The sequence below is a fragment of the Sulfuricurvum sp. genome, assembly GCF_023250475.1.
GTDB lineage: Bacteria > Campylobacterota > Campylobacteria > Campylobacterales > Sulfurimonadaceae > Sulfuricurvum.
The window spans coordinates 1-3,797 of record NZ_JAHFAQ010000162.1 but is presented as its reverse complement, the minus strand read 5'-3'; the positions used below and the strand labels follow the sequence as shown (position 1 = coordinate 3,797).

The 3,797-nt window shown below is 43.5% G+C and carries 6 protein-coding genes and 1 tRNA gene; 2 read left to right on the top strand and 5 right to left on the bottom strand.

Annotation, left to right across the window (positions count from 1 at the left end):
- Together Q0C19_RS11370 and Q0C19_RS11365 are read right to left on the bottom strand one after the other, a co-directional pair.
- Positions 1–360: MoxR family ATPase (locus Q0C19_RS11370; protein ID WP_295056088.1), on the bottom strand; the 360-nt coding region annotated here is incomplete at its 3' end.
- Positions 360–1,607, bottom strand: coding sequence for a hypothetical protein (locus tag Q0C19_RS11365; protein WP_295056085.1), 1,248 nt, complete (start codon positions 1,605–1,607; stop codon positions 360–362). The genes Q0C19_RS11365 and Q0C19_RS11370, both read right to left, overlap by 1 nt.
- A 78-nt stretch (positions 1,608–1,685) precedes the next feature.
- On the opposite strand from Q0C19_RS11365, the gene Q0C19_RS11360 reads away from it, so the two are divergent.
- Positions 1,686–1,946, top strand: coding sequence for a hypothetical protein (locus Q0C19_RS11360; protein ID WP_295056082.1), 261 nt, complete (start codon positions 1,686–1,688; stop codon positions 1,944–1,946).
- Between the two features lie 72 nt (positions 1,947–2,018).
- On the top strand, positions 2,019–2,471 hold the full coding sequence (locus Q0C19_RS11355; RefSeq protein ID WP_295056079.1) for a hypothetical protein: 453 nt from the start codon (positions 2,019–2,021) through the stop codon (positions 2,469–2,471).
- On the opposite strand, the gene Q0C19_RS11350 is transcribed toward Q0C19_RS11355, so the two are convergent.
- The 3 genes from Q0C19_RS11350 to Q0C19_RS11340 form a co-directional block, all read right to left on the bottom strand.
- Positions 2,468–3,211: an exonuclease domain-containing protein gene (locus Q0C19_RS11350; RefSeq protein WP_295056077.1), complete on the bottom strand. Its 744-nt coding sequence runs from the start codon at positions 3,209–3,211 to the stop codon at positions 2,468–2,470. The two genes, Q0C19_RS11355 and Q0C19_RS11350, sit on opposite strands and share 4 nt — an antisense overlap.
- Entirely contained in the window at positions 3,211–3,561 is a 351-nt protein-coding gene (locus tag Q0C19_RS11345) for a hypothetical protein (RefSeq protein WP_295056075.1), read from the bottom strand. The genes Q0C19_RS11350 and Q0C19_RS11345 overlap by 1 nt, the downstream gene beginning before the upstream one ends.
- Positions 3,562–3,691: 130 nt before the next feature.
- A tRNA-Leu gene (locus Q0C19_RS11340) sits at positions 3,692–3,775 on the bottom strand.
- Positions 3,776–3,797: the final 22 nt, after the last annotated feature.

The following is a 3,797-nucleotide window of genomic DNA, read 5'->3' as shown; positions in this document are numbered from 1 at the left end:
CCCCTCAGGCAGCGTGTATTCACCGACTTTGCGATCCAAAATCAGCTGATACGCCGATGCTTGTACCGCAGGCGCGGCGGAGTTCAGCTCATCGAGAAAAAGTATCCCTCGCCCCTCACGCGGCAAAAATGACGGCGGAGCCCACAATGCACTGTGAGAATCTTTCTCATAAAACGGAATCCCCTTAAGATCGGTAGGATCCATTAGAGAAAGACGTAGATCAATGCACTCGATACCGCTTTCACGCGCTATTTGTTTGATAATGGAAGATTTTCCGATTCCGGGTGCTCCCCATAAAAATGTCGGTATTTTCGCATCAATCAGCGCGCCCATTGTCTCAATGGTATCTTTGGTTCGCATCAGTTCCATCCTATATTGTAGGTTTGTATATGTTTTCCGAAAGCTGGATTCGTTTTAACGCTCCGTTCAAACCGCTGATCAAGGGAGAGCTGATAAAGAAGAGCGATCGGGGTAGAGAGGTTGGCGGAAAGCGCTAGTAAAACATCGGCATCTTGGGACAAAAAAAGCCTTTCCAGCTTCTGCGGTGCAAGCGAAGGATTCATAGCCAACTGCACCCGAAATCTTCCCGTTTCAAAAAGTTTTTCCAGTATTGTATTTTCAGTAATCGGATTGGCGGCAAGCGATTCAAACACAGTCTCATCTCCTAAAGCATATAACCATTGCTGCATCTTAGGCGTCAGTGTCGCATTGGCGGCAAGAGCGTGCGGATATTTTTTCATCAAACGATCAAACCGCTCCTCGCTGAGCCTCGTATTGGAAGCAATGAGTTGCGGGTAGGTGTATTCCAGCAAAGCAGCCCCATCCTCTGATAACGTTGTATTTTGAGAGAGGATCGTATTGATCTCTTCCGTATTGAGCGCTAGAAGTTCTTTCTCCAATCCCAAAGGTTCCCTGTAAGCCAAAAGTTTTGCACGCTCACCGATTAAGAGCGACAAAATACCCTCAGAGGTATCGCTATGAAGGGCCATTGCATCCAGTACTCCCGCATATGATCGATCGGATGGAGTTTTTAATTCACGCGCTATGGGAGCAAGCTCTGAAATAGCAGTGATCAACGCCTCCGTTCCGTACCGCTCGATCAGATGTGCCAGGCCGCTCATTGCATACTGAACATTGTGATTACGATCCAAATCGGTGTAAAACCTTCCGATTATAGAGGCGGTTACATCCCGGTTGGCATCATTATCAAACAACCCCTCGTTTTGCCAATCGTAAAGTTTAAGGAGTTTAAAAAAAAGTTCATCGGTGATGTAGGGATTTTTCAAAAAGTTGACGAGACGTTCCTGATTTCGGGAGAGCTTGAGACTCATCAGCAGCCGATTGGGCTCGATGCTTTTGCAAAGCCACTCCTCAAAGTGGGAAAGTTCAATGATCGGGGCAATACCCAGCTCATAAAGACGTACCGATTCTGCCTCTTCATAAGGATTCATCATCCGCCCTTCGATAATAAGGGCAACTCCCTCCTTATAACTGCCGAGACGCTCTATTTTATTAAGCTTGAGAAGTGTATCAAACTCCTCTGCGCTCACCGCACGGGTTTTCCCCAACACTAAAATCGATTTCCCGCCAAGATCTTCATAGTTCATACCGCGCATTATAATCCATCAGCCTAAAAAAATGCTCCAGAGGTATAATGTTATTAATATTTTAAAAGGATTTTAACGATGGATGAACTCTACGAGGGGATTAGTGCCTATGATGCGGGAGACTATGCAAAAGCGTATCAAATTCTTTACCCGTTAGCAGCCTACAAACGTGATCCTGAAGCACAATTTCACATGGGGATGATCTATTTCTACGGAGAGGGTGTCGATAAAGATATTACACAGGCTATGGAGTGGTGGAGAAAAGCGATGCGCAACGGCCATGTCGATGCGGCCTACCGCCTCAGCGAAATCGCTACATCAACCAAAACGACCTTTTAATACCTATCGTAAAAAATATGCTACAATGTAAACACCATTGTACAGTTTACAGATAGTCAAAGGGTATGTATTATGATCAACAGTTTGAATACGCACCGTCAACATTATCAAGAGATATTGCTTAAAACGAGCAAAGACTATTACTATCGATTTAGCCGTTATCATACTAACTACTCGATAGTTCTAGCTTACATATCCGAAGAGAACGGTGATTTAAGCGCCTGCAACCAATATCTGCGCGGTAGTGACACCGTTGTCTATTTTCAATCTAACTTTTGTGCTATCATTTTTGACAATACCAATGAAGAACAAGGGATAAAAGCGGCCAACAATATTCTCTCTCGCGTTCAGACCCGTTTTTTCTCCAAACACTTCTATATGGCAGTTATCTCCGCAAATGATGAACTAAGTGAATTTCAGACGATTCACGACCTGTTTGATCTCATTGCCTATGCACTCAAACACAATATGGATAATCTTGTAGTCGACACCTCACAAGTGATACAGCATCAGCAATCGATTTAAGCGTTCAAAACTTTCTCTATCGAATAACGCATATCCTCATCGAGGCTATCCATGTTGCCTAACATCCATGTGAGGTACCCTTTATCGGTTTCAGCAATTTCGGTGAGAGTTTTTCCTTTATATTTACCGAACTTCAAAGGACGGGTATACAATACAGGTGTTTGAGTTAGTTCCACCATCTTATCGATAGGATTTGCCCCGATGAAACGCTCTGCTAAACGTTTACGCAACTCGGTAAGAAAAAGTTTCAATACCAATACGTCACCGATCGCGTCGTGCGCTTTGACTTCGATCCCCAAAGCATCGGCTTCGGCTTTCTCAATTTTATACAGACCCAAACGATATCGAAAATACTGTAATCGATGGGACTCTTCATCATCAAACAGATGACGTGCGCATCGAAGAGTATCTATGAGGCGCATGTTCGAACTAAACGCTTCTTTCGAAAGCATCCCCAAGTCAAACGGTGCGTTATGAATAATAAGTACATTTTCACTGCTATTGAGATCACACAGAGCTTGATATGCTTCCGTATCAACACAAGAGGGTTTCCCCTCCAGCATCTCAGGTGTAATCCCATGAACTTCCATCGCCCCATATCCGATCGGAAGTGGAGCCAAACAAAGATCGTTATATACGTCAACACTTTTACCGTCTAAAACGATAAAACCGAGTTGAATAATACGATCCTCATCCCCTGCTCCAGTTGTCTCGGTATCGAGTAAAATATACTTTGCCATTAATACTGATTATCTTCGTCTTCTAAGTCAAACTCATCATAATCATCTTCGTCTTCATCCTCTTCATCATCGAAGAGGTCATCCTCTTCATCCCCTTCGCCTTCGCGCATTGAGGTGAGTTCGGTATAAAGCTGTTCCGCCTCTTCTTCATCAATATCGCCGCCGTTTAGCTCAGTAAGAAGCTCTTTGTACTCATCGCGAAGCGCTTGCATATCTTCAAGCTGTGCACGTTCTTCGACCGTTGCATCTTTTTGTGAGGCAATCGATTCAAAAATATCGTCAATATGCTCTTCCACATCGGGAATCAACTCATTTTGTATCAAATGTTTTAATTGTGTAATATATGCCATTTTTAATCCTTGTGACATGTGATTTTCATTTCTCATTATACTTCAAAATTGTGGCAATATATCAAGAAGAAAGAAGATGTTTGTGAAGAAAAGTTTGAATTTTGATTGATTTTTAAAGAAGAAAAATAGATGGTGCGGACGGGGGGATTTGAACCCCCACACCTGTTGGCACTACCACCTCAAGGTAGCGTGTCTACCGTTCCACCACGTCCGCATAAAAAAGGTGATCAGCCGAA